Genomic DNA, 25,244 nt, shown 5'->3' on the forward strand with positions numbered 1-25,244 from the left:
GCACTGCCCGCCGCACCACCACGAGGAGGACCGATGACCGCATTCGTCAACGGCTGGGGCCCGTCCCACCGGCCGCGCGCCGAGGAGGGCGAGACCCCGCCGACACGCTTCGACGACCATCTGGCCGCGCAACTGCTCGCCCAGCGGATCGTCCTCCTCGGCACCCAGGTCGACGAGGTCTCCGCGAACCGGGTCTGCGCCCAGTTGCTCGTCCTGTCCGCGGAGGACCCGCGCACCGACATCAGCCTGTACATCAACAGTCCGGGCGGGTCGGTGACCGCGGGCCTCGCGATCTACGACACCATGCGGCTGGTCCCGAACGACGTGTCGACGCTTGTCATGGGGTTCGCCGCGAGCATGGGGCAGTTCCTGCTCAGTGTGGGCACGCACGGCAAGCGCTACGCGCTCCCCAACGCGCGGATCATGATGCACCAGCCCTCGGCGGGCATCGGGGGCAGCACCGCCGACATCGAGATCCAGGCACAGAACCTGGAGTTCACGAAGAGCGCGATCGAGCGGATCACCGCGGCACACACCGGCCAGAGCGAGGAGACGATCTCCCGGGACGGTGACCGTGACCGCTGGTTCACGGCCGAACAGGCCCGGGAGTACGGCATGGTGGACCGGGTCGTGGAGTCGCTCGACGACGTCCGCCCGGCCGCGTCACGACGACGGATGGGGCTCTGACATGGGTACGTACACGATTCCGAACGTCGTCGAGCGCACCCCGCAGGGCGAGCGGTCCTACGACGTCTTCAGCCGGCTGCTCTCGGAGCGGATCATCTTCCTCGGCACCGAGATCGACGACGGGGTCGCCAATGTCGTCATCGCCCAGCTCCTCCATCTGGAGTCGTCGAGCCCGGAGAGCGAGATCGCCCTCTACATCAACTCGCCGGGTGGTTCGGTCACTTCGCTCATGGCGATCTACGACACGATGACATTCGTCCAGGCGCCCATCTCGACCTTCTGCGTCGGGCAGGCGGCGTCGACGGCGGCGGTGCTGCTGGCCGGAGGCGATCCGGGGCGGCGGTTCGTACTGGAGCACGCGCGGGTGCTGCTCGGCCAGCCCGCGAGCGGTGGCCGCCAGGGCACCGTCTCCGATCTCGCCCTCCAGGCCAAGGAGATGCTCCGGATCCGCTCCCAGGTCGAGGAGGTCCTGTCCCGGCACACGCACCACGACGTCACGGTGCTGCGCGCGGACATGGACCGCGACAAGGTCCTCACGGCGCGGGAGGCGGTGGCGTACGGAATGGCCGACGAGGTGCTGAGCCGACGGCTCGCGACGGTCTGAACCGGCCCGCCGCGAGCGGCTGTCGCGTGTCAGGCGGCCAGGCACATGCCGTCGTGACGCGGGGAGGACGGGGTGCGGCGGCGGTCCGAGCGCACCTGGGCGAGACGGGTCAGTTCGTCCTGCGCCAGCGAGAGCAGGTCGGTGAGGCCGAGGCCGAGGGCGCGCGCGGCGGCCGCGAGGACTTCCGACGAAGCCTCCTTGCGGCCGCGCTCCAGCTCGGAGAGGTACGGCATCGAGATCCGGGCCGCGTCGGCCACGTCCTTGAGCGTGCGCTCCTGCGCCAGCCGCTCCCGGCGCAGGACGTCACCCACGAGGTCGCGCCAGAGCGGCTCCCCGCGCCCGGAGGCGGGTGGCGTCCGCCGGGGCGCGAGGTCCGGGAGGGTCCGCCGCGGCGTGTGGCCCGCGGGGACCGCGGACCCCGGCGGCCGACGGATGGCCGGATCCGGCGCGGCGGCCGGGCGCAACGGGATGACACGGGCGTCGTTGCGTGCTTGGTTCGGCGCTTGGTTGCTCACCCTTTCAGCGTAGGAGCACCTGGCCGCGGGGGAAGGGATCGGCATTCCGCTCTCGGGGGAATCGGACCCTGTGGTCAAGGGCCGTCCCGTGGTCCCCGGTGGATCAGCGCGCGGCGTCGGATGCGACCGATCCGACGGCGGGGCGTGGGGGTCCCCCTGCTCGAAGAGCTCGTGGGCGTGCCGTAGCCGTCGCCGTCCGCCCACCGGGGAGGACGGGGACGCGCCTTAGGCTGGACGCCGGACCGGTGGAGGTGGGCGACGGTGCTGCGGGACACGTTCGACGAGGCGGCGGAGCTGTACGACCGGGCCCGCCCCCGCTATCCCACGGCGCTGGTGGACGAGCTGGCCGGGCGGGTGGGCCTCGGGCCGGGTGTCCGCGTCCTGGAGATCGGGCCGGGCACGGGGCAGCTCACCGTTCCGCTGGCGCGGCTGGGTTGCGATGTGACGGCCGTGGAGCTGGGACCCGCGCTGGCGGCGGTGGCCCGGCGCAACCTGCGCGGCTTCCCCCGGGCGCGGGTGGAGGTGGCGGAGTTCGAGCGGTGGCCGCTGCCGCGCGATCCGTTCGACGTCGTGGTGTGTGCCACCGCGTTCCACTGGATCGACCCGGCGGTGCGGGTGGTCAAGGCGGCGCGGGCGCTCGGCCCGGACGGAGTCCTCGCCCTGGTCACCACGCACCATGTCGCGGGCGGCAGCACCGACTTCTTCGCCCGGGTCCAGGCGTGCTACGAGCGCTGGGACCCGGCCACCCCGCCCGGACTGCGGGCGTCGGACGAGGCGGACGTCGCCACGGACACGGGTGAGCTGGAGCGGTGGGGCCGGGTCACCTCGTACCGCTTCGCACAGGAGATCACCTACTCGACGCGGGAGTACATCGACGTCCTGCTGACCTACTCCGGGCACCGCGCGCTGGACGCGCCCGCGCGCCGGGGTCTGCTGGGGTGCGTGGAGGAACTGATCGAGACGCGCCACGCGGGATCGGTCACCAAGCGATACCTGCACGAACTCCTGCTGACGCGGCGGGCGTCGGACGGCGACCGCTGACCGGGGGCGCTCACTGGCCGACCCTGCCGTCGATCCGCTCGCGCAGGAAGTCCGCGTGGCCGTTGTGCCGGGCGTACTCCTCGATCATGTGCACCAGCACCTCGCGGAGCGGGATCGGTTCGTCGCCGTTCGCCCCGGTGACGTCGAAGTCGCCGTTCGGGTCGTGCTCGGACCGGTAGTGCCGGGGCACGTCCTGACCGGCCATCACCCGGCGGAGGAGGTGTCTGCCATACCCGAGAGCATCGCCCCGCCGACCAGGCGTCCGCCACCGGATTCCCGGCCCTCGCGGCCGACGACTCCGTACTGACCGGCTGACCAGCACTCACTCGGCAACGCGAGCAGGGCAGACAGGAGTTGATGCCCTCCGTCCCGAGGGCGTCGACTCCCACCCGTCCCGGTCCCTCACACGGAGGTCCTCATACCCCGGGCGCGCCTCAGCGCAGCCACTGGTCCTTCTCCGCGGGCCGGTACAGCGTCACGGCCCGGGTCAGCTTGTCCAGCACCAGTCGGCCGGACGCGACCCGGGTGACCTCGCCGTCGTACGAGAACTGCGGGTCGCCGTGCAGTGCTTCGAGACGCAGGCTGCGCACCTGTGCGGTGGTGAGGACCCGGCTGTTGTGCAGGGTGCCGGTCAGCACCGCCAGCAGCAGTCGTGTCCTGGCCAGCGGGGTCCCCGCGTCGACGGCGCGGACGTCCAGCAGGCCGTCGTCCAGCTGGGTCCGGTAGGTGGGCGCGAACCCGGCGGGGTGGTAGATGCCGTTGCCCGCGAAGAGCAGCCACAGACGCTTGGGGCGGCCGTTGACCGAGACGTTCACGGGGCTGCCCTTGGCGAGGACACCGGCCAGGCCGACCACGAGCGCCGGCCATTTCCCGATCCGTTCCTCCAGCTTCTCGCGGGCGCCGACCAGCTCCGAGTAGACACCGAGGCTGAAGGTGTTGAGGAACACCTGCTCCGGTCCGCCCGGCACGCGGGCCCGCCCGAGGTCCGCGACGACCGCCTCGCCGGCCTGCACGGCGCCCACGACGTCCTCCAGGGACTGGTTGCCCAGGTCCACGGCGAAGTGGTTGAAGGTGCCGCCGGGGAACACCGCGAGCGGCACGCCGAGCCGGGCGGCGACCTCGGTCGCTGCGTTGATCGTCCCGTCGCCGCCGCAGGCACCGAGCGCGCCGCCCCGCTCCTTCGCGCGGCGGGCGGCCTCCTCCAGGAGTTCCGTGAGGCCCTGTCCCTGCTGGGCCACCGTGATGTCGGCCTTGGGCAGCACCGCGCGCAGATACTCGCTCGCGTCGGGGCCGTCGGCGCTCCACGACAGGCCCGAGGACGAGTTGACCACGATGTGCAGGCCGGCGCCGCCGGGCAGCGCGGGCGCGGGGCGGCGGGGCGGCGCCGCGGCCGCGGCGGCCTCCGGTTTGACCGGCCACCAGCGGGCGGTCAGCGCGGCGGCGCCTGCTCCTATCGCGACGCCCACGGCCACGTCGCCCGGGTGACGGACCTCGGAGCGCATCCGCGCGGCGGTCAGTGCGGCGGCGCCCGGCACGACGAAGAGGCCGTACCGAGGTGCTTCCAGGAGCACTCCCGCCGCGAAGGCGGCCGCGGAGGCGATCCGGCCGGCCGCGTCCAGCGGCTGCGCCCTGCGCACCGCGGGCCGGGCGACGGCGCGGGTCACGGCCGAGGCGATCGCGACGGTGCCGATGCCCCGCAGGGCCGCCCGCCGCGCGGTCCGGTCCCCGGACGCGCCGAGGGCCGCGGCCGCGCCGCCCCACAGAAGACCGCCCGCCACGGTCCGCCGCCACCCGGAGGGACCGGCCCGCAGCACGGACTCCAGGTTCGGCAGCCGGGCCGTCCCGGCGCCCGTTCGTCGCCCTGTCCTGCGCCTTCTCATGGGAAGCCCACCCTCGCGTCTCGACAACTGATCTGCTGGTCGGCAAGGTTGGTGCCGCCCCTGTCCCTGTTCCCCGACTTCGCCCGTTCATGGACGGGCGGGTGCGGCGGTGGTCAGGAGCTCTTCGGCAGCTTCACCACGGACACGAAGAAGTCGTCGATCTGCCGGACGGCCGCGATGAACTGGTCGAGGTCGACCGGCTTGGTGACATAGGCGTTGGCGTGCAGCTTGTAACTGCGCAGGATGTCCTCCTCGGCGGAGGAGGTGGTGAGGACGACGACGGGAATGTGCGCCAGTTCACTGTCCGACTTGATGCGCTCCAGCACCTGACGCCCGTCGTACTTGGGCAGGTTGAGGTCGAGCAGGATCAGGTCGGGCCGCGGCGCGTCCACGTACTGGTTGACGCGGTACAGGAAGTCGAGGGCCTCCTCGCCGTCCCGTACGACGTGCAGGGCGTTGCGGATCTTGTTGTCCTCGAACGCCTCACGGGTCATGAGCTCGTCGCCGGGATCGTCCTCGACGAGCAGGACCTGGATGGGTTCGACGCGGGTGGTCACGTACGTGCTCCTTCGGGTGGGCGCGCTGTTTCGTCGACCCGAGGATCGGGTTCGGGGCGCGCCATGGGCAGGGTGAACGACACGTCCGTGCCCTCGCCCGCGGCGCCGTCCAGGGTGATGGTGCCACCGTGATGCTCGACGATCTTCCGGCAGACGGCAAGCCCGATCCCGGTACCGTCGTACTCGTCACGGCCGTGCAGCCGCTGGAAGATGACGAAGACCTTCTCCCTGAACTCGGAGTCGATGCCTATCCCGTTGTCACGCACCCCCAGCCGCCACTCCCCCTCAGCCCCCTCGCAGTGGACGACGATCTCGGGTGTCCGCCCGGGGTCGCGGAACTTCACGGCGTTGCCGATCAGGTTCTGCCAGAGCATCGTCAGGGTGGTCGCGTCGCCCGTCACGGTGGGCAGCGGCCCCTCGCGCACCACGCGGGCGTCGGTCTCGTCCAGGGCCACGCTGAGGTTGCCCAGCGCCCTGTCCAGTACGTCGTCGAGCGCGACCGGCACCAGCTTCTCGCCCACGCGGCCGACCCGGGAGAAGGTCAGCAGGTCGTTGATGAGGGTCTGCATGCGCTTGGCCCCGTCGACGGCGAAGTCGATGTACTGCTTGGCCCGGTCGTCCAGTTGGTCGCCGTAGCGTTTCTCCAGCAGCTGGCAGAAGGACGCGACCTTGCGCAGGGGTTCCTGCAGGTCGTGGGAGGCGACGTAGGCGAACTGCTCCAGTTCCCCGTTGGAGCGCTTCAGCTCCAGCGCCTGTGCGTCGAGTTCCGCGGTCCGCTGCTCCAGGAGCGTCTCCCGCGCCATGGAGGCGGAGAGCTCCTCGACGATGCGGTGGCGCATCTCCTCGACGGCGCGTGCCACCGCCTCCAGGTCCCGTGGCCCGTCGAGCCGGATCGTACGCTCGAACGCTCCGCCGCTGACGTCGACCGAGGCCGCTTCCAGGGTCCTCAGCGGCCGTCCGACGATGCGGTGCAGCAACAGGGTCAGTGCCAGTCCGCTCGCCAGGAAGGCGGCGAGCGTGCCGCCGAAGAAGAGGTTGCGGGACTGCCGGCTCTCCTCCGCCGACGCGCGGGTCCGGTCGCGCAACTGCCCGAGGTGCGTCTCCATGGTGGACAGCAGCTTCCGGGTCTCGTCGAACTGGGTCTTGCTCGCCTCCAGTCCGGGCGTGCCGCGACCGCCCGTACGGACCGACTCGATCAGGGGCCTGGCGTAGTCACGGCGCCAGGCGTCGCCGGCCCCCCGCACCGCGCGCAGGTCGGCCGCGACCCGGGGCTGGCCGGTGAGCAGTGTGCTCAGACGGGCGCTCAGTGTCGCCTCGTCCCGCACCCCGGACTCGTAGGGCTCGAGGAAGCTGGTGTCCTTGCTCAGGACGTAGCCCCGTACGCCCGTCTCCTGGTCGACCAGCGAGGTCTCCAGTTGGAAGGCGGTGGAACGGGCGGGCTGGATGAGGTCGGTGAGGAGGTCGGTGCGGTCGTCGGCGCGGGACTGGAGGACTCCGCCGGACACCGCGAAGACGATCACCAGCAGGACGTTGACGGCCAGGACGAGGTGGATCCAGCCCTGCACGGTCAGCCGGGCGACTCTGCTGGGCCTGCCCGCCGCGGCGTCGTCCGCGGGCTCCGGGGTGCCTGGGGTACGGGTCACGACCTGCCGTCCGTCGCCAGGTGGAGGACCGCCACGTCGTCGGCGAGTCCTCCGTGGAACGTGCTCTGTGCCGCCACGTCCTCGACCACCGCGTCGACGAACGGACGGCCGTGCAGGTCCATGTGTTTCCTCGCCACGGCGAGCAGTCCTTCCTCGCCCAGCCGCCGGTCCGGGCCCACGACGCCCTCGAAGAGACCGTCGGTGAACAGCGTCACCGCGCTGATGTCGTGCGCGGGCAGCTCGGTCTCGGGCCAGTGCGCCCCGCCCGGGACCAGTCCCAGCGCGGGTCCCACCGGTGGTTCGAACAGTTCGATGCCCTGGGAGGTGCGGACGAGCAGCCCCGGGTGTCCGGCGCGGATCACGGTCAGCCGGCTGTGGTCCCTGGACAGTCGCAGGATGGTGAGGGTGGCGAAGATGTAGTCCTCGGCGCGCTCGGCCTCGAGGATCTCCTCCAGGAGACGGACCTGCGCCGGGCCGACGCAGCCGGAGAGCACCGCGGCCCGCCAGGCCACCCGCAGACACACGCCGAGGGCCGCCTCGGCGGCACCGTGTCCGGAGACGTCCCCGATCACCGCGTGCACCGTGCCGTCCTCGCTCTCGACGACGTCGAAGAAGTCGCCGCCCAGCAGCGCGTGGTCGCGTCCCGGGCTGTAGCGGGAGGCGACCTGGCACCGGTCGCCGCGCAGCAGGGGCGTGGGCAGCAGCCCGCGCTCCAGCCGGGCGTTCTCCTGGGCCAGCAGCCTGCTCGCCTGGAGTTCGGCGCTCGACCGCTCCACCTGCTTGCGCTGGAGGGCGTACCGGACCGCCCGGCTCAGCTCCTCCGCGTTCAGACCGTCCTTGGAGAGGAAGTCCTGGGCTCCCTCCGCCACCGCGGCGAGACCCGCCTCGTTCTCGGCGAGTCCGGTGAGGACCACCACGGCCGCGTCCGGTGAGGCGTCGCGCACCAGCCGCACGGCGCTCAGTCCGTGGGTGTCGGGCAGATGCAGGTCCAGCAGCACGCACACCGCGTTCTTCGAGGCCCGCAGGAACGCCCGCGCCTCGGCCAGGGACTTGCACCAGGTGACATCCATCGGCAGACCGCTGTCGGCCAGTACCTCGCGCACCAGCAGCGCGTCACCGGCATCGTCCTCGACGAGCAGCAGCGCCGCGGTGGCGTCCAGGCCCCAGCGGGGGTCGGAACTCACCTGGCGCGGTACCGCGGTACGTTCACCGGTCCGCGGCAGGCCCTCCGCCACGTTCGTCCCCCTTGAGTGACCGACGCCGACCATCGACTGTGGCGAGCCTACTGGTATTCCGCCCCGGTCCATGCCCGGCGCGGTCGGCTCGACGGCCCCGCCGCCCCCCGCCGTGCCGTCGCACCCGGTCCGTCCCCGCTGCGCGGGCGGCCGGGTCAACGGCGCAGGTCGAGCTGTGCCTTGACGCACTTGCCGACCGGAACGCGCCCGACGGTCACCTCCGTCGCCAGCGCGTGGACGATCTCCAGTCCGTGCCGCCCGATGCGCTGCGGATCCCGCGGATAGCGTCGGGGCAGGGTGGCGCTGCTGTCGTAGACCGCGACGGTCACGAAGACGTCGGTCCCCTCCAGCTCCAGGATGTAGGGCCCGTGGCTGTGCCGGTCCGCGTTGGTGACCAGTTCGCTCACGACCAGCAGGAGGTCGCCGTCGGCCCGTGCGTCGATCTCCGCACACCACTCCGACCGGAGCTGTTCGAGGAACAGTTCCGCGAAGGCGCGTGCGTCGGCGATGCACCCCGGCTCGCCGGTGTAGTGCGCCGCCCGCCGAAGCGGGTCCACGGGCACGTCGAAGCCAGGCGGTATCACTGCTCCGTCCAAGTGCTCGATCATGTGGTTCTCTCTCGGATGCCGATACGTCCGCAGACCGCGCGTCCGGACGCCGCTGCACAGGAGCGCATACCCGGTGACGCCCTCCACATTCACCCCGATGTCCACTCGACTCGCACCGGATCCGTGGCCGGCGCCGCGAGCGGCCCTCACCCCCTTCGGCACACGATCCCCACACCGTACCGGTGTCATCCCGGCGCGGAGGGGCAGGGCCACCAGTCGGGGGGCCTGACGGGTCACCGAATCCCCGGTACGAGCAAAGGGTGCGGACGGATGGATGGACAGACCCCCGAAGGACGGGACGACGCCCTGCTCCGCGCGGCCGACCAGCTGGCGGCCGTGGCCGAGATCCTGGTCTCCGTCTCGGCCCGCACGGCGGTCGCCGTCGACAGCCGGCTGTCGCCGCCGCTGCTGCGTGCGCTGACCCTGGTCGGTACGTCGCCCGGTCTGAGCCTCGCCGCGCTCGCCGACCGGGCGCGGATCAGCCGCTCCCGGGCGAGCCGCGTGTGCGACACCCTGGAGGGGGCGGGGCTGCTGGCCCGCGCACCACTCGCCGCGGACCGCAGGGGTGTCGGTCTGAGCCTGACGCGGCACGGCCGTTCCGTGCTCGACCGCGTACGAGCGCAACGCGGTGACTGGATCAGGGACGCCCTGCTGCGGATGCCGGATGCCGACCGGAACGGTCTGCTGACCGCGTTGCGCTCGCTCGGTCCGTCGCTCGCCCACGCACCCCGGGTTCTTCGGCCGCCGCCCGACCGGTCCCCGTGACCCGCTCTCAGACCGCATCGTTCTCCAGCGCCTCCGCCACGGTGCGGAAGACCGGCACGACCTCCGAGACTCCGGTCACGCCCAGCACCCGTTCCAGGAACGGCGTGAGCGCGGCGAGTCTGAGCCGGGGACCGAGGACGCCGTAGGCCCGCAGGAGGACGTTGATCGTGGTCGAGTCCGCGAAGGTCAACTCGGCCAGGTCCAGGACCACCGGCCCCTCGGGGGACCGTGCCGCCGCGTCGAGGGCGGCGCCGAGGCCGCCCACGTTGTCGAGATCGGCTTCACCGCCGACCGCGATCACGGTTGCCGGACCGGCCTCGCGCGTGGACAGCGAAAGGGCCGCCTGACCTGGACTCCGGCCTGAATGCACAGCGATCCTTCGGGATGTCGTCGGAACGTACGGGTATAGAGGAGTACGCGCACGGGGCGGTACACCGCGGCGCCGCGAGGGAGCCGCGCCAGGTCCCACCGTATCCGATCGTTGTCATTTGACAACAATTGCTGTCAGGCAACAATCTGGTCCCCCTGTGACCCCGAGTCAGGTGTCCCTGGGGCCTGGTTGTCGCGGTGGAGGGACCTCTCATGGAGCTAACCGGTACGCAAGGGCACCTAACCGGTGCCGGTCGCGCGCCCCGGCTCCCGGCCGGAGCCGCCGGCCCGCTCGTCGAGCTGGTCCAGCGCGGTCGCCCGGAACGCTTCGAGTCCCTCGGTGAGCCGGGCGACGTCCGCCGACGACATCTGCTCCAGGACGGCCCGCACCTCGCGCGCGCGGTGCTCACGGAGTTCGCGCAGCACCTGCTCCCCGAGCGGGCTCAGCACGACCTCGACCTCGCGCCGGCTCGTCGTGCTCGGCGCCCTGCGGATCAGCCCGACGGCCTCCATCCGGTCGCACAGACGGCTGACCGAGGAGGGACGCGAGGCCAGGGCGTCGCCGAGCGAGCGAAGATTCATCGAACCGCCCTGCTCGATCACGATCAGGGCCCTTAGCTGTGAGGGCGGCACCGGGCCGGACGGCGCGGCCTCCTGCCCTCGGCCCCACAGAAGTTCGAGAAGTTCCGCGACGGCGTCCAGCGTTTGCGCGGCATCGTCTCGGGACACGGGTGGACGGATCGAGCGCGGCACCGAACCACCTTGTCATCTCCTGAAGGGCTTCGCCAGCCATGACGGCCCGCCCGGCCGGACTCCTCACCCGGCCCGCCTGACCGACCACACCACCCGCACGAGAACCGCACGCGAACCGCACGAGAAAGCCACCACGACCGTGACCTCTGTGAACGACGTCGACCGAGCCCTGCGCGCGACCCCTCCGCACGCGCTGCTCGACACCCTGCGCACTCTCCTGACGGACATCTGGGGAGCGACCGGCGCCGATCTGCTCATGGCGGACTACGGACTGACCGTGCTCCAGCCGGTCGAGGCACCCGGGGACCCCTCGCGTGCCGTCTCCCTGCACAACAGCGCCGAGGGCCGCGCGTTCGGCAGCCAGGAACCGCACGTGGAACACCCCCGGCACGGAGAGTACGTACGTCTCCACCTGCCGGTCACGGCCCGCGGCGAGCGCCTCGGCGTGCTCACGGTGCGGCTGCCGCCCGGGTCCGTGGGCGTCGAGGTGACCGACGGGCTCGCTCAGGTGGCCGAACTGCTCGGCCACGAGATCGTCGTGGCCGAACGCGACACCGACGTCTACCGGTTGGCGCGCCGGGTCGGCCGGCTGACCCTGGCCGCCGAGATGCAGTGGGAGCTCCTCCCCGGCCGGGCCAGCGCCCGCGAGGAGTTCTCCATCGGCGCGCAGCTGGAGCCCGCGTACGCGGTGCGCGGGGACAACTTCGACTGGTCCTCGGACGCGGACCGGCTCTCGCTGTCGATCCTCAACGGCATGGGGGACGGCATCAACGCCTCCCTGCTGACCCAGCTGGCCGTCGGCGCCCTGCGCAACGCCCGCCGCGCCGACCTCCCGGTCGCCGACCAGGCCAGGCTCGCCGACCAGGCGATCTACGCCCAGCACCAGGGCGACCAGCACGTCTCGGCGCTGCTCCTGTCGTTCGACCTGGCCACCGGCAGGGTGCTCGCCGTGGACGCCGGCTCGCCCCGGCTGTGGCGCAGACGGGGGACGGCCGTCGAACGGATCGAACTCGAAGCACAGCTGCCGCTCGGCATGTTCGAGGAGTCCGACTACCTGCCGCAGGAGTTCGCCGTCCTGCCCGGCGACCGGCTCCTGGTGGTCAGTGACGGTGTCTACGACGCCCTGTCCCCGCTCGGAGAGGCCTTCGGGGAACGGGCGCTGGCCCGGGCGGTGGCCGCCACGGCCCTGCTGCCCGCGGCCGATGTGCCGCGGGCCGTCCTCGACGAGCTGGCCGGCTACCGCGTCACCGAGCCGCTGGACGACGCGTTGATCGTCTGCCTGGACTGGTCCGGCAGGCGGCGCCGCGAAGGGAGCGGGCCGCGGACCGACTGAGCGGGGCGTGCCCCGCGGCCGGCGGTGCGCACGTCGTCCGGGACGGCATCCCCTGACGGGGCATTGTCCGGTGCTCCCGGGGAACCCGGACGGAGCCGAATCCGGTCGACCGTGGCCGGGCCTGGAAGTCCGGAGGTGGACGATGGTCTGGTGGATGTGGCCGGTCGTCGTGGTCGCGGCCCTGGCGCTGCTGGGCGCGACGATGGTCTGGGTGCAGACGAGAAGGCGGTCGGGGACCGTCATCGCCGTCCAGCGCGGGCGGCGGTCCGGGAAGCGGGACGTGCGATGAGCGAGCTGACCGCCGCGCGCAGCCTGGGCGGACGACCGGTGGTCACCCTCGGGGGTGACGCGGTCGCGCAGATCAAGGACACCGTTTTCGACGGACCGGCTGGACGCGTCACCGGTTTCACGCTCAGTGGCCGGGGGCTGCTCTCGGGACCGCTGAAGCAGAGCCTGCCCTGGAGCGCCGTGCACTCGGTCGGCCACGACGCCGTCATGATCCGGAGCCGCGAGGTTCTCGCCGAACCGGCCGCGGTGGTCGCGCGGGGCGAGGCGGCGCACGGCCGGGTGGTGGGCGCCAAGGTGCTCACGGACGCGGGCACGGAGGTCGGCACCGTACTGGACCTCGTCGTGGAGGCGGGCACCAGCGGACGTGTGGTGGGGTTCCGGATCGCCGCCCGCGAGACGCCGAGGTCCGGTCCGGGACGGCGTCGCCGCAAGGTGTTCGTCCCCCGGGGCGAGACCCTGGCCGCGTCCGGGCAGGCGCTCGTCATCCCCGCGGACGCGACCCGGTTCGTCGCTGACGACCTGGCGGGTTTCGCCGCGCAGGTCGACGCGTTCCACGCGACGGGGGAGACACCGTGACGCTGTTCTCCCGGATCAACGGTCTGCCGGTCGTCACCCTCGGCGAGGCGACCCAGATCGGCGTGGTCAAGTCGCTCACGATCGACGCCGAGGCCGGCCTGGTCAGCCGGCTGCGCGTCGCGCGGGCGCGCGGGCGCGCGGGCGCGCGGGCGCGCGGGCGCGCGGGCGCAAGGAGACCTCGCTCCCCTGGGACGTGTTGCACGCGGTGGGTCCCGACGCCGTCCTGGTCCGTTCGGACACCGTCCTCGACACCCTCCCGCCCCCGGTTCCGCCGCATCACGAAGCCCTCGGCGCGCGGGTCCTGACCGAGAGCGGAGACGAACGCGGGACCGTACGGGACATCGCCTTCGACCCCGCCACCGGGCGGATCGAGGAGATCCGCACGACGTCCGGCGAGTTTCCCGGTGAGCTGCTGATCGGCCTCGGGGACTACGCACTCGTGGTACGGACGGGCTGAGGCGCCGCCCCGAACCGACCTGGCACCGGAACCGCCCGGCACGGCACCGGTGTCGTGCCGGGCGGCGGATCGACCGCTCCCGCCGTGGCGTGTCCGTGGGCTGTGCGCCGTGGACGGCGAGCCGGGGGTGGTCAGGCGGCGGAGGTGCCGAGTACGGCGGCGGTCCGCTGCATGCGCAGCGCGTCCACGGATTCGGCGAGCAGTTCGTACTCGGTGGTGTCGTCGCTCGTGGCGATGCGGACGAGCTTCCCGGCGGCCAACTCCTCAGCGACAAGCTCCTGCTGACCGCTGTCACCGCACCACGCGCGCAGCATGCTGGGCACGTCAGGGACGGTGTCCGACACCGGGGCGATCGAGTTCGGGGGGAAGGTGGGGTCCTCGGGCTGCGGGTCGAGCCGTTCGGCCATCCACGAAGCGCGGTCCCGCATCCACCACAGGGCAAGCGCCAGGGTCGGAGCGCGGTAGGTTCCCAGGGGGACGCCGACGCGTCTCCCTCCGCACACTCCGTACGCGGTGACGTGGCACAGGAATTCGTCGTGCACGATCGCTCCCCCATTGCAACGCTCGCTGCCGGGCCGGCCTCACTTTCCTTGCGGCTCGTTCACTGCACGCGGCTCGTCCGCGGTCGACGGTCGTACCGGGCATCCGTGGTACACAGTGGTGCTGCGCTCGGGCGTGGCTGAATCGCCCTGCTTATCGAGTATCGCCACTCCTGACACTCTGTCACCATGCCATTCCAGCCAGTCTCTTGGCATATTCACGTACCTCTTTGGCCGAAACGCGACCGACCGCCCTTACCCGGGAGGTAATCGACGCCTTCGGGGGCCGCCGGGCATCGTTGCGGTACCGGATGACGGCACGCGCCACCGCACCTTCGCATCCGGCCCACGACCAGTCCGAATCCCCCTTCTCCCTTTCGCCGGAGGCTGATCAGCCATGTCCGAGAACACCGTCCGTTACGAGTCCGCCGTCGCCCGCTACCTGGAGGCGTGGAACGCGCGTGAGCCGGACGCGCTCGCCAAGGCGGTCGCCGCCGCCTGGAGCGCCGACGGCGGCTACACCGACCCGCTGGCCGATGTGCGCGGGCACGACGGGATCGCCGCCGTGATCTCGGCGGCGCAGGAGCAGTTCCCGGGGTTCTCCTTCCGGCTCGCGGGGACGGTCGACGGGCACCACGACATCGCCCGGTTCGGCTGGGAACTGGTCGACGGGGCGGACGGCTCGGCTCCCGTCGCCGGATTCGACGTGATCACCCTGGACGACGACGGCCGGATCCGCGGCGTGCACGGATTCCTGGACCGCGTGCCGACGTAGGACCGAGGGCTCCCTCCGCCGGCCTCGCGGGCCGGCGACGGGTTCCGCCGCTTCCGGTGGTCTCCTGAACAGGACACCCACCGGAAGCGGAGGATCACATGAACACGGTCGGCAGGGCGGGCGGCCCGGACCGGCACTTCACCGAGGTGTTGCGCAGGAGCTCCGCCGAGGGCGGCTGGACCTACGTGGTCCGGCCGGAGTCGGTGGCCTTCTTCGGTACCCGCGGACTCGTCAAGGTCCGCGGCACGATCGACGGCCACCCCTTCCACGGCTCCTTCATGGCCCTGGGCGACGCCACGCACAAACTGCCCGTGAAGGCCGAGATCCGCAGGGCGATCGGCAAGGAGGAGGGCGACACCGTCACGGTCCGCCCGGAGGAGCGGCTCAGCCCGTGAGGGCGGCCCGCGCGACATCCCGGTAGCGCCTGGGAGCCACGCCGGTCGTCCGCTTGAAGGCGTTGCTGAACGCGCTCTCGGAGGTGTAGCCCACCTTCTGCGCGAGGGCCGACACGGACGTCTCGCCGTCCCGCAGCGCACGCCTGGCCAGACTCATGCGCCAGTCCAGCAGATAGGTCAGGGGCGGTACGCCGGCCACCGCCCGGAAACGCTGGGCGAAGCTGGTGCGGGACATGGCCGCCGCCCTGGCCAGCTCCTCCAGCTGCCAGGGGCGGCCCGGATCGGCGTGCATGAGACGCAGCGCCGGCGAGATGCGCTCGTCGGCGAGGGCCCGCAGCCTTCCGGCGGGCAGGGCGTCGGCGTCCGCGAGATAGGCGCGCAGCACCTGCACGAACATCAGCTGGGCGAGCTGGTCGGCCGCGAAATCGGCGCCCGCCCGGCCGGCCGTGAGTTCACGCAGCAACTGGTCGAGCAGCCAGCGCAGCACGGGGGCCTCCTCCGCGGCGGCCCGCACATGCAGCAGCGCCGGCAGGGCGTGCAGCAGCAACTCCTCGCCCGCCCGGCCCAGTTCGACATGGCCGCCGACGAAGACGACGTCCTCGCCACCGCCGTAGCGGATCATCGGCCCGGGTGTGTCGGCGAAGAGCCTCGTCGCGTCCACCGGGTCCGGCGTGGGATCGCTCGCGACCACGAACGCCCGGCTGCCGTCGAACACGGCCACGTCGCCGCGCTCGAGGCGGACGGCGTCCGGCATGCCCTCGACGGCCACCCACATGCTTCCCTTCACCACCGCGGTGATCTTGAGCCGGTCGGGCCGGGGGAAGCGCAGGGCCCAGTCACCGCCGGCGGTGAAACCGCCGGAGATGACACAGCGGGCGTCCATCAGACCGAGGGTGTCGGAGAGCGGGTCGACAGGCATATCCGTACTATCGCGCAAGTTATGCGGACTCTCAAGCATTCATCGTACGGACGGCCGGTCCTACGGTGGTCGGGAAGGCACACACAAGGAGACCCGAGCCATGACCACCACCGTCCAAGAACCCCTGCACTCCGGCTTCGACGCCGCCTCCACCGCCGAGGACGTCATCAAGGGAATCGACCTGACCGGCAAGGTCGCCGTCGTCACCGGAGGCTATTCCGGCATCGGCCTGGAGACCGCGCGCGTCCTGCGTGCCGCGGGCGCCGAGGTCGTCGTGCCGGCCCGGGACACCGCGAGGGCCGAGGCCGCGCTGAAGGGGATCGACGGCGTCGAGGTCGAGACCATGGATCTGCTGGACCCCGCCTCGATCGACGCCTTCGCCGAGCGGTTCCTCGCCTCCGGCCGCCCGCTGCACATCCTCGTGAACAGCGCGGGCGTCATGGCGACCCCGCTGACCCGGGACGCCCGGGGGTACGAGGTGCAGTTCGCCACGAACCACCTCGGCCACTTCCAGCTGGTGGCACGTCTGCGGCCCGCGCTGCGCGAGGCGCACGGGGCCCGGGTCGTGTCGGTGTCCTCCTGGGGACACCGGTTCTCGCCCGTCCTCTTCGACGACCCGCACTTCGAGCACGGCTCGTACGACCGCTGGATCGCCTACGGACAGTCGAAGACGGCCAACATCCTCTTCGCGCTCGCGCTCGACGAGCGGGGCAGGCAGGACGGCATCCGCGCCTACTCCCTGCACCCGGGCAGCATCGTCGACACCAACCTGAAGAAGTACCTCGCCGAGGAGGACCTGAAGGCGGCCGGTGTCCTCGACGCGGACGGCCGGACGGTCCTGGACCCGGAGCGGCAGCTCAAGACCGTCGAGCAGGGGGCGGCCACCAGCGTGTGGTGCGCGACCAGCCCCCTGCTGGCGGACAGGGGCGGTGTCTACTGCGAGAACAGTGACATCGCGCCCCCGATGTCGGCGGAGGAGGGCCGTGAGTGGACGCTCAGGAGCAGGACGCCGAAGCCCGGCGTGCTGTCCTACGCCGTCGACCCGGTGGCGGCCGACCGCCTCTGGGAACTCAGCGAGCGCCTCACGGCCTGACCAGCGGGGCCCAGAAGGCCCGGCCGGCGTGCGTCACGCCTTGATGACCGCGTCGATCCGGGCCAGCTCCTCCTCGTCGAAGTCCAGCGCGTGGGTGGCCGTCACGCTGTCCTCCAGCTGCTGGGTGCTGCTCGCGCCGATGAGGGCGGAGGTCACCCGGCCACCGCGCAGGACCCAGGCCAGGGCCATCTGTGCCAGGGACTGACCACGCGCCTCGGCGATCTCGGCGAGGGCGCGCAGCTGCCCCACCAGGTCCTCGGTGACCGTGTCCGCGCTCAGGAAGGGGCTGTCGCTCGCGGCGCGCGACCCCTCCGGGATGCCGTCGAGGTAACGGCTGGTGAGCAGTCCCTGCTCCAGCGGGGAGTAGGCGATGGAGCCGACCCGCAGCTCGTCCAGCGTGTCCAGGAGGCCGTCCTCGGGCCGGCGGTCGAGCATCGAGTAGCGCGGCTGGTGGATGAGGAGCGGGGTGCCCAGCTCTCCGAGGATGCGGGCGGCCTCCCGGGTCTCCTCGGGCGAGTAGTTGGACACGCCGACGTAGAGGGCCTTGCCCTGCTGGACCGCCGAGTGCAGGGCCCCCATCGTCTCCTCGAAGGGGGTCTCGGGGTCGGGGCGGTGCGAGTAGAAGATGTCCACGTAGTCCAGGCCCATCCGGGCCAGGCTCTGGTCGAGCGAGGACAGCAGGTACTTGCGCGAGCCCCATTCGCCGTACGGGCCCGGCCACATCAGGTATCCGGCCTTGGTCGAGATGACCAGTTCGTCGCGGTAGGGCGCGAAGTCGGCCTTCAGCGCGTCACCGAGGGCCGACTCGGCGGCACCGGGCGGCGGACCGTAGTTGTTGGCCAGGTCGAAGTGGGTGACACCGAGGTCGAACGCGCGGCGCAGGATCGCGCGCTGTGTCTCCACCGGCCGGTCGGGGCCGAAGTTGTGCCACAGACCGAGGGACAGCGCGGGAAGTTTCAGGCCGCTGCGTCCGGTGCGCCGGTAGGGCATGTCCGCGTAGCGGTCGGGGTGTGCGGTGTACAACGCGTGCTCCTGGAAGGCCGGGAAAACAGGTCTCCACTCTCGCGCGCGCACGGTGCAGAGGTCCAACGGGAGAATCGGATCGGATTCAGCGACAGGGACTCTCAATCGACCAGTACGCTTGTGCCTCATGGAACTGCGCCACCTCCAGCACTTCGTCGCCGTCGCGGAGGACCAGCACTTCACCCGGGCGGCCGAACGTCTGATGGTGTCGCAGTCGGGTCTGTCGTCCTCGATCCGTGCCCTGGAGCGGGAGCTCCAGGCCCCGTTGTTCGTACGCACCACCCGGCGGGTCACGCTCACGGAGGCCGGCCGTGCCCTGCTCGGCGAGGCGGAGCGGGTGCTGGCCCAGGTCCGCGCCGCCCACGACGCCGTGGCCGCCGTGCAGGGCCTGCTGCGCGGCACGCTCTCCCTCGGTACCGAGCAGTGCATCGCCGGAGTGCGCGTGGCCAAGCTCCTCACCGCGTTCCGGCGGCGTCATCCCGATGTCGAGATCCGGTTGCGGCAGGCGGGCTCCGGCGCGCTCGCCGAGGAGGTCGCGGCCGGGCGGCTCGACCTGGCCTTCGCGGTGAAGACGCAGCCGGACAGCGACCAGCTGCGGTCCGTCCCGCTGACGAGCGAGCCGATGACGGTGCTCTGCCATCCGACGCACCACCTCGCGACCTCCGCCGTGGTCACGCCGGAGGAACTGGGCGGCGAGGCCTTCGTCGACTTCCATCCCGACTGGGGGCCGCGCCGCATCACGGACGCGGCCTTCGCCGCGGCGGGCGTCCGGCGGACCGTGACCCTCGAGGTCAGCGACGTGCACAGTCTCCTGGAGCTGGTCGACGAGGGCCTCGGCATCGCCGTGGTGCCACGGCACTTCGGTCTCAAGCGCGAGGCCGGCGGCCTCACCTCGCTGCCGTTGAAGGGCGCGGGCGACGCACCGTACGAGACCGTCGCCATGCTTCCGCCGCCGGATGCCACCAGCCCGGCGGCCCGCGCCCTGATGGCCCTGCTCGACACGTCCGAGGACGGACACTGACGAACACCGACGAACACCGACGAAAACTGACGGGCCCTGACGGACACTGACGAACGCTGCCAAACATCGACGGGCTCTGACGAACGCAGACGCACAACGACGGGCGCCGACGGATCAGCGCTGACGGACGAACGCTGACAGACTGGCGCCGACCGGGCACGGGCGGAGCCGGCGCGGCTCTGTCAGGCACCGCGGCGCCCCCCTCTCGGCCTCCGGCACGCGGTCGGCCGCGTGTGGCATCCCGAAGCGGGGGCAACCGGACTCCGGGAGGTCTACATGAACGCGAGTACGACGACACGGACCGGACGGATCGGGGCCCGGCGCACGGCGCGGGGCCCGGTGACGGAGTACGCCGCCAGGGCCGGTCTGACCGCGCGGGGCGTGATCTACCTGCTGGTCGGTGTACTGGCGCTGCAGATCGCCTTCGGCGACAGCGGCAAACAGGCGGACCGCGGCGGCGCGCTCGCGGAGATCGCGCAGAAGCCCTTCGGTGCCGTACTGCTGTGGGCGCTGGGCCTCGGACTGGTGGGCATGGCGCTGTGGCGGCTGTCCGAGGCGGTCTTCGGTTCCGCGGGGCAGGACGGCGGCAAGGCCAAGAAGCGGCTGCTGTCGGCCGGCCGGTGCGTCTTCTACTCCTTCACCGCCTACTCCGTGCTGTCGTTCGCGGCGGGCTCGCGCGGCAGCGGGAGCGGATCCAGCGACCGGCAGTCCCAGGACGTGACGGCGAAGGTCCTCGGCCTGCCCGCGGGGCAGTGGATCGTGGGAGCGGCCGGGGCCGGCATCGTGGTGGCGGGCGTGTGGATCGGCACCCGGGCCGTCCTGCGCAAGTTCCACAAGAAGCTGAAGCTCGGTGAGATGTCGGCGCGGACCCGAAAGCTGGTGGACGTCACCGGCGTGGGCGGCGGCGCGGCGCGCGGGCTGGTGTTCGCCGTGGCGGGTGGCTTCGCCATCCGCGCGGCGGTCGAGTTCGAACCCGACAAGGCCAAGGGCCTTGACAACACGATCCGCTCGTTCGCCGAAACCCCCGCGGGACCGTGGCTGCTGGTGTGCGTCGCGGCCGGACTCGTCCTCTTCGGCCTGTTCTCCTTCGCCATGGCCCGCTGGCGCAGGGTCTGAGCGCGACATCCCACGGTACGGGTAGGTGCGCGGGCCTCGCGCACCTACCCTTTGTGCGTCACTGGCCCGGGGTGTCCCTTCCCGCGTCACGGGCCCGGGGGTCGCGGGACCGCGCGGGAACCGGTTTCCGGGCGCAGGGGACGGCGGGATGCGCCAAGGTGGACGCATGCATGCAAAGGACATCCTCATCGACGCGTTCGGCCGTATCCAGGAAGACGTCCATGCCGCCGTCGAGGGACTCCCCCCGGAGACCCTCAACGCGCGTCCCGCGCAGGACGCCAACTCCCTGTCGTGGCTGGTATGGCATCTCACCCGCGTCCAGGACGACCACATCGCCGCGGCCGCCGGCCTCGACCAGGTCTGGCTGACGCAGGGCTGGGAGAAGCGGTTCGGCCTCGACCTGCCCCGCCAGGACACGGGTTACGGTCACAGCCCCCGCAAGGTGGCCGAGGTCCGGGTGGAGTCGGACGAGTTGCTGCTCGGGTACTACGACGCCGTGCACGATCAGACCCTGGCCTTCCTGCGCGGGCTGACCGCCGCGGATCTCGACCGTGTCGTGGACGAACGCTGGACCCCGGCGGTCACCCTCGGCGTACGGCTGGTGAGCGTCCTGGCCGACGATCTGCAGCATGTCGGCCAGGCCGCCTACGTCCGCGGGCTCCTTCAGAGCGCGGCCTCGTAACCGGGCAGGACGACGTCCCGGATGAGCGCCGCGCGCTCGTCGAACGGGATGAACGCGCTCTTGAGGGCGTTCACCGTGACGGTGCGCAGGTCCTCGACGGTCCAGCCCGCCTCCTCGACCAGCAGCGACATCTCGCGGGTCATCGTCGTGCCCGAGACCAGCCGGTTGTCGGTGTTGAGGGTGACCCGGAAGCCGAGGTCCCGCAGGGCGGTGATGGGGTGGTCGGCGATCGAGGTGGCCGCACCCGTCTGGAGATTGGAGGTGGGGCACATCTCCAGGGCGATGCGGCGGTCGCGTACCCAGCCCGCGAGGCGGCCGAGCTTGCCGTCGACGATGTCCTCGGTGATGCGGACGCCGTGGCCGATGCGCTGGGCACCGCAGACCTGGAGGGCCTGGTGGATGCTGGGCAGCCCGTGGGCCTCGCCGGCGTGGATGGTGAAGGGCACGCTCTCGCGCCGCAGGTGCTCGAACGCGGCCAGGTGGTCGGCGGGCGGGAAGCCGTCCTCGGCGCCGGCGATGTCGAAGCCGACGACCCCGGCGTCCCGGAACGCCACCGCGAGATCGGCGATCTCCCGGGTGCGGTCGAACATGCGCATCCCGCACAGCAGCGTGCCGACCCGGACCGGGGTGCCCGCGGCGGCGGCCTTGGCCATACCGGCCGCCAGGCCCTCCTGCACGGTCTCGACGACCTCGGGCAGGGTCAGTCCGCCGTTCACCATCAGCTCGGGCGCGTACCGGACCTCGCCGTAGACGACGCCGTCCTCGGCCAGGTCGAGCACGTACTCCTCAGCGGTGCGCAGCAGGCCCTCGCGGGTCTGCATCACGGCGAGGGTGTGCTCGAAGGTGGCTATGTAGCGCACCAGGTCACCGGAGTTGGCGGCCTCGTAGTACCAGGCGGCGAGCGCGCGCGGGTCGGTGGTGGGCAGCGTGTGTCCGACGGTCGCGGCGAGTTCCACGAGGGTGTCCGGGCGCAGACCGCCGTCGAGGTGGTCGTGCAGTACGGCCTTGGGGAGACGGCGGACGGTGTCGGTGTCGATGCGGGGCGCGGTCATGCGTGTCTGTTTCCTCGGCAGGTGGGTTCTGGGTGGTGGGGCGGTGCGAAGGCGGTGGGGCTACGCGGCGGGCTGGAGAAGGTCCCAGCGGTTTCCGTACAGGTCCTCGAAGACGACGACCGAGCCGTACGGTTCGTGGCGCGGCTCCTCCAGGAAGGTCACGCCGGCGGCACGCATGCGCGCGTGGTCGCGGGCGAAGTCGTCGGTGTGGAGGAAGAAGCCCACGCGCCCGCCGGTCTGGTCGCCGACCCGGGCGCGCTGTGACTCGTTCTTGCCCCGGGCCAGGAGCAGTCCGCTGCCGGCGCCCTCCGTGCCCGGCTCGACGACGACCCAGCGGGAACCGTCCGGCCGGGGCTCGTCCTCGGCCAGCCGGAACCCGAGTGCCTCGGTGTAGAAGCGGATCGCCTCGTCGTAGTCGTCGACGACGAGGGTGACCAGGGCGATGCGTCTCATCAGGGCCTCTCCGGGAAGGGCGTGGGTTATACGTAACACGTAGGGTACGACATCCCGTCCCGTCCTCGGCCCCCACGAGCGCGCGGGCCGTCGGCGGCGCAAGGTGGGGAGGGCACTCCGGCCCTTTCGGCCCCCTCGGGAACGATCCCCGCCGCGCTTACGTCTACAGTTATGTAGACCATCCATGGGTGTGCGGTCGGCGCGGACGGCGTGTTGCCGCGTGTCCGCGCCCCGCCAGGGAAGGGACCTCCCGCGATGTCCGCAGCGCTGCGCACCGTGTCCGCGTGGGCGGTCGACGCTCCCGGGGCGCCGTCGTGAAGCGCGCGGACACGGCCGACCTCGCGGGATCGACCGCCTTGGGGAGCCTCGTCGCCTTCGTGCTGCTCACCCTGGTCGTGACCGGCCGGAACGGCGCCACGCTCTTCGGCGACGGCGCCCTCAACACCTGGTCGGCCGGCCACCGTCCGCCCGTAGCCCTGGCCCTGGCCCGCGCGGTCACGTACACCGGGACGGGCGTCGTGCCGTACGCCCTGGTCGCGCTGGCCGGTGTGGTCGTGGGGCGCACGGCGCGGGAGCGGATCCTCCGCGCCCTCGGCTGTCTCGGCTGCCTCGCCGTCGCCCAGACCGTGCGGTACGCCGTGATGACCCTGGTCGCCCGCCCCCGGCCCGCGGTCGCGGAGTGGGCCACGCACGCGTCCGGCTGGTCCTTCCCCTCGGGTCACACCACCACGTCCGCCGTCAGCGGCGGGCTGCTGGCCCTCGCGCTGCTCGCGCGGGCCCCGCGCGGCGGCCGGCCCCTCGCCCTGGTCGTCGGCTGCTGGTCCGTCCTCGTCGGGCTGAGCCGGGTCTATCTGGGCGTCCACTGGTTCTCCGACGTCCTCGGCGGCTGGCTGTTCAGCCTGTGCTGGCTGAGCCTCACCGTCTACGCCCTCGCCCGCTTCCTTCCGCCCTCGTGGTCCTCCATATCGGCGCTCCGTCCCCGCCCCGATGCCCTGACGACGGAAGAGCGCCGCGATGATCCCCACCCCCGCCGAGAAATCCCCCCTCAGTCTCCTCCGTGACCACCTCGGCTGGGCCGTCGGCGCGGCCTATCTCGCCGCCGCGACGGTCTCGGCGCCGGGTCTGTGGCTGCGCCGCCCGCACACGATCGGCGACGGCGGACTCCTCGAGGTCGCCTTACGGACCCCGCACTTCCTGCTGTCCCTGGTGCTGTTCACCGCCGGCCTCCAGGTGCCGCTCCACGAACTGCGGGCTCTGCTGACCCGGCCCACCGCGCTGCTGACCGGCTTCGTCCTCCATCTGGTCGCACCCCTGCTGATCATCCCCGGCGTGGCCTTCGCCCTGCACCGGACCCCGGACAGCGACGGCGGCAGCGGACTGATCGCGGCGATGATCCTGATCGTCGCGATGCCCGTGGCGGCCGGCGCCACCGTGTGGACGAGCAGAGGCGAGGGCGACCAGCCGACCACCGTCGGCCTCGTGCTGGCGTCCACGATCGCCGGCCCGCTCACCATCCCGGTCACCATGACGGCCCTGTGCCCTCTGCTGCACGGTGGCTACGCGGAAGCGCTCTCGGGGGCCGCCCGGACCGCCGGGCACGACTTCGCGCTGACCGGAGTCCTGCTCCCGTGCGGTGCCGGCATCCTGGCCCGGCTCGTTCTGCCCGGCCGCCCCCTGCGCCTGCTGCTCAGCGCCGCACCCCCCGCCTCCCTGCTCGGCTCGCTGCTGCTGACGTACATCAACGCCAGCGGCGTCCTCGGTCCCTTCCTCGCCCGTCCGGAGCCGGTACTGATGGCGGCCGCGCTGGCCGTCGCCGCCCTCGTGTGCGGGCTGTCGTTCGGCCTGGGCCGGATCACCGCCCGGGTGCTGCGCCTGGACCGTTCCTCGGGTGCCTCGGTGACGCTGGCCTGCGGGATGAACAACAGCAGCGCGAGTGCGGTCCTCATCAGCACGGCCCTGCCCGACCGGCCCCACGTCCTGCTGCCGGTGCTGGCCTACAGCCTGCTGCAGAAGGTGGCCGCGAGCCACGTCGTGCGGGCCGGGGCCGGGAAGCGTGCCCGCGCATGACATCGTTGGCAGTGATCCGGGACCGGTACCGCCGGCCCCCTGACAAGCGCTGTCCCCACAGGAGTTGAGTGCCATGTCCGAGCTGCCGAAGCCGACCGGAGCCCCGGCCCATCAGAACGTGACCTTCCCCAGTGCCGGAACCACCGCCCACGGCTATCTGGCGTTGCCGCCGTCCGGTCGGGGGCCGGGTGTGATCGTCATCCAGGAGTGGTGGGGCCTGACCGATCACATCGCGCAGGTCGCCGACCGGCTGGCCGCGGAGGGCTTCGTGGCCCTCGCGCCCGACCTGTACGGCGGCAACGTCGCCCATGACAGCGGGGAAGCCTTCAGGATGATGCAGGAACTGCCTGTCGCGCGAGGTGTCGAACTGCTCTCCGGCGCGGTCGACCACCTGCTCGGCCTGCCCGAGGTCACCTCGGACACGGTGGGCGCGGTCGGCTTCTGCATGGGCGGCGGCTTCGTCCTCTACCTGGCCGCGGCGGACCCGCGGGTCACCGCGGCGGTGCCGTTCTACGGCGTCATCCAGGGCGAGATGCCCGACTTCTCCGGCCTGAAGGCGGAGATCCTCGGCCACTACGGGGAGCTCGACACGAGCATCCCCAAGGAGAGCCTGGAGCAGCTGAGCGAGGCGGTCCACGGGCAGTCCGGCGTCACCCCGGACCTCCGTCTCTACCCCGCCAACCACGCCTTCTTCAACGACGGCCGCCCCGAGGCGTACGACGCCGATTCGGCCGAGCGCGCGTGGGAGAGCACGGTGCCGTTCCTGCACGCGCGGCTGGGCTGAGCCCTCCGGTCGCG

30 protein-coding genes and 1 pseudogene are annotated in these 25,244 nt (G+C 72.1%); 17 read left to right on the forward strand and 14 right to left on the reverse strand.

All coding sequences use genetic code 11. The annotated features are described in order from the left end of the window. Positions 1-33 precede the first annotated feature (33 nt). Together HEP85_RS03745 and HEP85_RS03750 are read left to right on the forward strand one after the other, a co-directional pair. Entirely contained in the window at positions 34-687 is a 654-nt protein-coding gene (locus HEP85_RS03745) for an ATP-dependent Clp protease proteolytic subunit (protein WP_168526172.1), read from the forward strand. 1 nt (position 688) lies between these two features. Continuing rightward, positions 689-1,291 carry a ClpP family protease gene (locus HEP85_RS03750; protein ID WP_168526174.1) on the forward strand — a complete coding sequence of 201 codons (603 nt, stop codon included), beginning with the start codon at positions 689-691 and terminating at the stop codon, positions 1,289-1,291. A gap of 29 nt (positions 1,292-1,320) precedes the next feature. Here the strand turns inward: HEP85_RS03750 and HEP85_RS03755 are convergent, their stop codons facing one another. Next, on the reverse strand, positions 1,321-1,806 hold the full coding sequence (locus HEP85_RS03755; protein ID WP_168526176.1) for a RodZ family helix-turn-helix domain-containing protein: 486 nt from the start codon (positions 1,804-1,806) through the stop codon (positions 1,321-1,323). Between the two features lie 261 nt (positions 1,807-2,067). Between HEP85_RS03755 and HEP85_RS03760 the strand changes: the two genes are divergently transcribed. Continuing rightward, a complete protein-coding gene (locus tag HEP85_RS03760) occupies positions 2,068-2,847 on the forward strand; it encodes a class I SAM-dependent methyltransferase (protein WP_168526178.1) in 780 nt (259 codons plus the stop codon). A gap of 10 nt (positions 2,848-2,857) precedes the next feature. Here the strand turns inward: HEP85_RS03760 and HEP85_RS03765 are convergent. From HEP85_RS03765 to HEP85_RS03790, 6 genes and pseudogenes are all read right to left on the reverse strand, one after another. Beyond that, a pseudogene (locus HEP85_RS03765) lies at positions 2,858-3,052 on the reverse strand (DUF664 domain-containing protein); the annotation flags it as partial. Between the two features lie 229 nt (positions 3,053-3,281). Then, positions 3,282-4,727: a diacylglycerol kinase family protein gene (locus HEP85_RS03770; RefSeq protein WP_369657575.1), complete on the reverse strand. Its 1,446-nt coding sequence runs from the start codon at positions 4,725-4,727 to the stop codon at positions 3,282-3,284. A 113-nt stretch (positions 4,728-4,840) separates the two neighbouring features. Then, the gene (locus HEP85_RS03775; protein WP_168526182.1) at positions 4,841-5,284 is read right to left on the reverse strand and encodes a response regulator; all 444 of its coding nucleotides are present in this window, start codon (positions 5,282-5,284) and stop codon (positions 4,841-4,843) included. After that, the gene (locus HEP85_RS03780) at positions 5,281-6,927 is read right to left on the reverse strand and encodes a CHASE3 domain-containing protein (protein ID WP_168526184.1); all 1,647 of its coding nucleotides are present in this window, start codon (positions 6,925-6,927) and stop codon (positions 5,281-5,283) included. Before HEP85_RS03780 ends, HEP85_RS03775 begins: the two co-directional genes overlap by 4 nt. Then, on the reverse strand, positions 6,924-8,111 hold the full coding sequence (locus tag HEP85_RS03785; protein ID WP_348772365.1) for a fused response regulator/phosphatase: 1,188 nt from the start codon (positions 8,109-8,111) through the stop codon (positions 6,924-6,926). Before HEP85_RS03785 ends, HEP85_RS03780 begins: the two co-directional genes overlap by 4 nt. A gap of 206 nt (positions 8,112-8,317) precedes the next feature. Further along, positions 8,318-8,770, reverse strand: coding sequence for an ATP-binding protein (locus HEP85_RS03790; RefSeq protein ID WP_168526188.1), 453 nt, complete (start codon positions 8,768-8,770; stop codon positions 8,318-8,320). Between the two features lie 270 nt (positions 8,771-9,040). On the opposite strand from HEP85_RS03790, the gene HEP85_RS03795 reads away from it, so the two are divergent. After that, a complete protein-coding gene (locus tag HEP85_RS03795; RefSeq protein WP_329285101.1) occupies positions 9,041-9,535 on the forward strand; it encodes a MarR family transcriptional regulator in 495 nt (164 codons plus the stop codon). A gap of 7 nt (positions 9,536-9,542) precedes the next feature. On the opposite strand, the gene HEP85_RS03800 is transcribed toward HEP85_RS03795, so the two are convergent. Then, on the reverse strand, positions 9,543-10,004 hold the full coding sequence (locus HEP85_RS03800; RefSeq protein ID WP_348772366.1) for an STAS domain-containing protein: 462 nt from the start codon (positions 10,002-10,004) through the stop codon (positions 9,543-9,545). Positions 10,005-10,144: 140 nt separating this feature from the next. Then, on the reverse strand, positions 10,145-10,657 hold the full coding sequence (locus tag HEP85_RS03805) for a MarR family winged helix-turn-helix transcriptional regulator (RefSeq protein WP_168526192.1): 513 nt from the start codon (positions 10,655-10,657) through the stop codon (positions 10,145-10,147). 148 nt (positions 10,658-10,805) lie between these two features. Between HEP85_RS03805 and HEP85_RS03810 the strand changes: the two genes are divergently transcribed. From HEP85_RS03810 to HEP85_RS03825, 4 genes are all read left to right on the forward strand, one after another. Then, the gene (locus HEP85_RS03810) at positions 10,806-11,990 is read left to right on the forward strand and encodes a PP2C family protein-serine/threonine phosphatase (protein ID WP_248001825.1); all 1,185 of its coding nucleotides are present in this window, start codon (positions 10,806-10,808) and stop codon (positions 11,988-11,990) included. Between the two features lie 142 nt (positions 11,991-12,132). Continuing rightward, the gene (locus HEP85_RS03815) at positions 12,133-12,279 is read left to right on the forward strand and encodes a hypothetical protein (protein ID WP_168526194.1); all 147 of its coding nucleotides are present in this window, start codon (positions 12,133-12,135) and stop codon (positions 12,277-12,279) included. Continuing rightward, positions 12,276-12,854, forward strand: coding sequence for a PRC-barrel domain-containing protein (locus HEP85_RS03820; protein WP_168526195.1), 579 nt, complete (start codon positions 12,276-12,278; stop codon positions 12,852-12,854). The genes HEP85_RS03815 and HEP85_RS03820 overlap by 4 nt, the downstream gene beginning before the upstream one ends. A gap of 193 nt (positions 12,855-13,047) precedes the next feature. Then, positions 13,048-13,311: a PRC-barrel domain-containing protein gene (locus tag HEP85_RS03825; protein WP_369657576.1), complete on the forward strand. Its 264-nt coding sequence runs from the start codon at positions 13,048-13,050 to the stop codon at positions 13,309-13,311. Between the two features lie 131 nt (positions 13,312-13,442). Here HEP85_RS03825 and HEP85_RS03830 read toward each other — a convergent pair whose 3' ends face one another. Next, positions 13,443-13,853, reverse strand: a complete 411-nt coding sequence (locus HEP85_RS03830) for a hypothetical protein (RefSeq protein ID WP_168526199.1) — start codon at positions 13,851-13,853, stop codon at positions 13,443-13,445. A gap of 394 nt (positions 13,854-14,247) precedes the next feature. Between HEP85_RS03830 and HEP85_RS03835 the strand changes: the two genes are divergently transcribed. After that, positions 14,248-14,625 carry a nuclear transport factor 2 family protein gene (locus HEP85_RS03835; RefSeq protein WP_168526201.1) on the forward strand — a complete coding sequence of 126 codons (378 nt, stop codon included), beginning with the start codon at positions 14,248-14,250 and terminating at the stop codon, positions 14,623-14,625. 98 nt (positions 14,626-14,723) lie between these two features. Then, positions 14,724-15,020, forward strand: a complete 297-nt coding sequence (locus HEP85_RS03840) for a DUF1905 domain-containing protein (RefSeq protein ID WP_168526203.1) — start codon at positions 14,724-14,726, stop codon at positions 15,018-15,020. Here HEP85_RS03840 and HEP85_RS03845 read toward each other — a convergent pair. After that, positions 15,010-15,939, reverse strand: a complete 930-nt coding sequence (locus HEP85_RS03845; protein ID WP_168526205.1) for an AraC family transcriptional regulator — start codon at positions 15,937-15,939, stop codon at positions 15,010-15,012. The genes HEP85_RS03840 and HEP85_RS03845 overlap by 11 nt on opposite strands. Before the next feature lie 100 nt (positions 15,940-16,039). Here HEP85_RS03845 and HEP85_RS03850 point away from each other — a divergent pair, with 100 nt between their 5' ends. After that, complete coding sequence (locus HEP85_RS03850) at positions 16,040-17,032, forward strand: oxidoreductase (RefSeq protein WP_168526207.1); 993 nt, start codon at positions 16,040-16,042, stop codon at positions 17,030-17,032. Positions 17,033-17,065: 33 nt separating this feature from the next. On the opposite strand, the gene mgrA is transcribed toward HEP85_RS03850, so the two are convergent. Beyond that, positions 17,066-18,055 (reverse strand): L-glyceraldehyde 3-phosphate reductase, encoded by a 990-nt coding sequence (gene mgrA, locus HEP85_RS03855; protein WP_168526209.1) that lies wholly within the window; start codon positions 18,053-18,055, stop codon positions 17,066-17,068. 127 nt (positions 18,056-18,182) lie between these two features. On the opposite strand from mgrA, the gene HEP85_RS03860 reads away from it, so the two are divergent. From HEP85_RS03860 to HEP85_RS03870, 3 genes are all read left to right on the forward strand, one after another. Next, a complete protein-coding gene (locus HEP85_RS03860; RefSeq protein ID WP_329285117.1) occupies positions 18,183-19,076 on the forward strand; it encodes a LysR family transcriptional regulator in 894 nt (297 codons plus the stop codon). Positions 19,077-19,352: 276 nt separating this feature from the next. After that, positions 19,353-20,192, forward strand: a complete 840-nt coding sequence (locus HEP85_RS03865; protein ID WP_168526211.1) for a DUF1206 domain-containing protein — start codon at positions 19,353-19,355, stop codon at positions 20,190-20,192. Positions 20,193-20,358: 166 nt separating this feature from the next. After that, positions 20,359-20,874 carry a DinB family protein gene (locus HEP85_RS03870; protein WP_168526213.1) on the forward strand — a complete coding sequence of 172 codons (516 nt, stop codon included), beginning with the start codon at positions 20,359-20,361 and terminating at the stop codon, positions 20,872-20,874. Here the strand turns inward: HEP85_RS03870 and HEP85_RS03875 are convergent. Together HEP85_RS03875 and HEP85_RS03880 are read right to left on the reverse strand one after the other, a co-directional pair. Beyond that, positions 20,856-21,926 carry an adenosine deaminase gene (locus HEP85_RS03875; RefSeq protein WP_168526215.1) on the reverse strand — a complete coding sequence of 357 codons (1,071 nt, stop codon included), beginning with the start codon at positions 21,924-21,926 and terminating at the stop codon, positions 20,856-20,858. The two genes, HEP85_RS03870 and HEP85_RS03875, sit on opposite strands and share 19 nt — an antisense overlap. Positions 21,927-21,986: 60 nt before the next feature. Continuing rightward, on the reverse strand, positions 21,987-22,379 hold the full coding sequence (locus HEP85_RS03880) for a VOC family protein (RefSeq protein ID WP_168526217.1): 393 nt from the start codon (positions 22,377-22,379) through the stop codon (positions 21,987-21,989). Positions 22,380-22,663: 284 nt separating this feature from the next. Here HEP85_RS03880 and HEP85_RS03885 point away from each other — a divergent pair, with 284 nt between their 5' ends. The 3 genes from HEP85_RS03885 to HEP85_RS03895 all read left to right on the forward strand — a co-directional run bounded on the left by HEP85_RS03885 (position 22,664) and on the right by HEP85_RS03895 (position 25,230). Next, positions 22,664-23,440: a phosphatase PAP2 family protein gene (locus HEP85_RS03885; RefSeq protein ID WP_348772367.1), complete on the forward strand. Its 777-nt coding sequence runs from the start codon at positions 22,664-22,666 to the stop codon at positions 23,438-23,440. Next, positions 23,394-24,446 carry a bile acid:sodium symporter gene (locus HEP85_RS03890; protein ID WP_168526219.1) on the forward strand — a complete coding sequence of 351 codons (1,053 nt, stop codon included), beginning with the start codon at positions 23,394-23,396 and terminating at the stop codon, positions 24,444-24,446. Before HEP85_RS03885 ends, HEP85_RS03890 begins: the two co-directional genes overlap by 47 nt. Before the next feature lie 73 nt (positions 24,447-24,519). Continuing rightward, positions 24,520-25,230 (forward strand): dienelactone hydrolase family protein, encoded by a 711-nt coding sequence (locus HEP85_RS03895; protein ID WP_168526221.1) that lies wholly within the window; start codon positions 24,520-24,522, stop codon positions 25,228-25,230. Positions 25,231-25,244: the final 14 nt, after the last annotated feature.

This window comes from Streptomyces sp. RPA4-2 (assembly GCF_012273515.2).
GTDB classification, from domain to species: Bacteria; Actinomycetota; Actinomycetes; order Streptomycetales; family Streptomycetaceae; genus Streptomyces; species Streptomyces kaempferi.